The organism is Intrasporangium sp. DVR, from assembly GCF_040365325.1.
Classification (GTDB): domain Bacteria; phylum Actinomycetota; class Actinomycetes; order Actinomycetales; family Dermatophilaceae; genus Intrasporangium.
On record NZ_BAABZW010000059.1, the window covers coordinates 1 to 2,441 of the forward strand.

The 2,441-nt window shown below is 65.3% G+C and carries 2 protein-coding genes; one reads left to right on the top strand and one right to left on the bottom strand.

Going from position 1 to position 2,441, the window contains the following annotated elements; genetic code table 11:
- On the bottom strand, positions 1 to 607 hold a 607-nt coding region (locus ABWV20_RS19310; protein WP_353358113.1), incomplete at its 3' end, for a transposase.
- A gap of 419 nt (positions 608 to 1,026) precedes the next feature.
- On the opposite strand from ABWV20_RS19310, the gene ABWV20_RS19315 reads away from it, so the two are divergent.
- Positions 1,027 to 1,533, top strand: coding sequence for a hypothetical protein (locus ABWV20_RS19315; protein ID WP_353358115.1), 507 nt, complete (start codon positions 1,027 to 1,029; stop codon positions 1,531 to 1,533).
- The last annotated feature ends 908 nt before the right edge of the window (positions 1,534 to 2,441 follow it).

A 2,441-nucleotide genomic window follows, 5' to 3' on the forward strand; every position in this document is an offset into this window, starting at 1 on the left:
GCGCGGCGGGGACCTGCGCGATCGCCTGAGCCAGGACGGTGATGTGGTCGGCGGCGGTGTTCGATCCGGCCCGGCCGGGGCGCAGCAGGGCCGCGAGGAACTCCTGCGTGTTGTCGCACCACACCCCGAGCGGGTGGAACCCGAAGGTGCGCTTGAATGTCGGCGAGGCGTTCTCCTTCTCGCTGTGCGCGACCACGATCGTCGCGTCCACATCGAGTACGACCACCTCACCGAGGTCGCTGCCGGCGACCTTGGAGGCCGGCAGGCCGCCGTGCTGCTCGACGACCTGCGCCCACACGTTGCGGCGCACCCTGGCCCGCGCGGTCTGGATCTTCTTCAACCTGGCCGGGGTCACCTCGTCCAGGGCGCGCCACACCGTCGGCGGCGACGCGACCGGCCCGAGCACTCCGCCCTGGTGGCGCAGCACGTCGATGTCCGCGATCGCCTCACCACCGGCGGCGAGCGTCACCGCGACATCGGCAAGGACCCGGCCGCGGTCGTGGACCGGGACGAACGAGCGGCGCGCCATCGCCTTGGACAGCTCGGTGGTCAGTCCGGTCCGGTCGGCCAGCAGGCGCAGCCCGACGCTGCCCGCGTGGGCCACCACCCCGACACCGTCGGCGGACACAGACAGACCAGCCGACCACGAAGTACGCTTCACCTGCGGAGTGCCTTCCCGTTCGAGAACCTTGAGTCGTCGCAAACCCAAGTTTTCCTTACAGGACAGGCACTTCCGTGCTTCTACACGCCGATCAGGCCACCGCGCCGTGAACGATCCGGGCTAGCCCTGAGCCTCTCGCCTGGTGGGGAGACACAACAAGTTGAGCATCACCCCAAACGGCGAGGGTCGGGCCGCGACCTCGAGGCGGACTCACCGGAAATGCTTCGCCCGCACCTCAGTTAAGCGCACTGGTTGGCTCGCGGCCGTCATGGCCGCCGTCATCCGTGAGGCCTTCCGGGCCGCATGTGGAGGGTCTACAGTCTGGGAATCGGCTAGCGGAGGCCGATTCACACAGGGGAGTCACGATGAAGAAGTTCGCGCTCAGCGTTTTTGCATTTGCCCTCAGCGCCGCAGCGCTCGTTGCGCCCGTCACGCAGGCCGGGGCTGAAGACAGGTCCACGTGGCAGATGTCAGGCGAAGCGGCGGCAAAAAGGACTGCGGCACAAAGTGTTGCCGCCGCAGAGTTCTGGTCGTGCGAAGGGGATGCGATCGAGCCGCTCATCGTCCTCGACGCCCAGCGAGTCAAGTACATCAGTTACGAATCTAAGCAGACCTGTGTTGGGGCCTTTGTCAGCCAAACGACCTGTGCGAAGCTCCAGAAAAAAACAGACCTGGGAGGTTACGAAGATCGGACCCTCTATTCATGTTCGGCGCAAACCGCCAAGGGCGTCGCCTACGTTGGTCGGTCGGTGAAGTGTTCCAGCGCTGGCTCCGGCACTTTCAGAACCGCGGGATACGGCACGGCATTCCCAAACGGGCAGAAGGTCACTTCCGCTACTGGTTACTCGCAGTCGAGAACCCTTTCGTGTTGAACCGATCGCCGTCTGGCTGGACGTTCGGCACGGGCGATGGCGCCGCGCCCTCCACGGACCGCCTATTCGTGGGGAAATACGTGCTGGCCTCTGGTGGAGCTGAGTTGCGCACGGTGGAGTACATGACCGACCTGCGTCAGTGGCGGCTAAGTTGTGATGAGCGACTCGTGAGGCTGGATAGCGCCGTCCAGGTGTACTGGCGAGAGTCGCTGGGCGGGCCTCTGTGGGTTGCGCCTCGTGAAAGTGGTGCAATATGCCGCGATCTCCTACCCGAGCGGCTCGCTCTTCCGTCGATCCGCGCAGCTCTCGCGTGGACCGATGCGTCGCTCGAAGGGGTTAGCGCAACAACGACTTACCTTGGACGTCCAGCGACGGAGTTCCGAACGGACTCGGGGCGGTGGATAAATGACGCCGAATCGGGCATCACCCTTTCAATCGACCTGAGTGCGGATTCCAATCCAATCGTTCTTGAGACGCTTTCCTTTGCCGCGTCGGCCCGTCCTTCGACTGGCTGGGCTTCTGTTGGCGAACCATATTCGCCTTGGCCCGGCCCCTTTGCCGTTTAGGGTGGGCCGGTGGCGTGGGGTAAGCGGTCCGGCGATGTCGCGTCGGCGCACCAACCCAGGCCTTTACCGGCTTGTATGACTTGAAGGGCCTCCCGGTGACGGGTGGTGGTCGCTACGGTGGCCGTGGGAGAAGGCTTCGGGTCGCGCCGGTTTCCGGCTGAGTGTTCGGGCTCGTGAAAGAGATCGACGGGCCCGGGGTCGGCTCTCTCGGTCGTGGCTGGGCCCGGTTCAGGGAATTGGTGGCGGGCAGCTGGCGCTGCGCAGCGGTGGCCGGTTGCCCGGTGGGCACCGGATCACGGGGCATGACCCTGGTTCTTGGACACGCTGAATCCAGCATCTGCT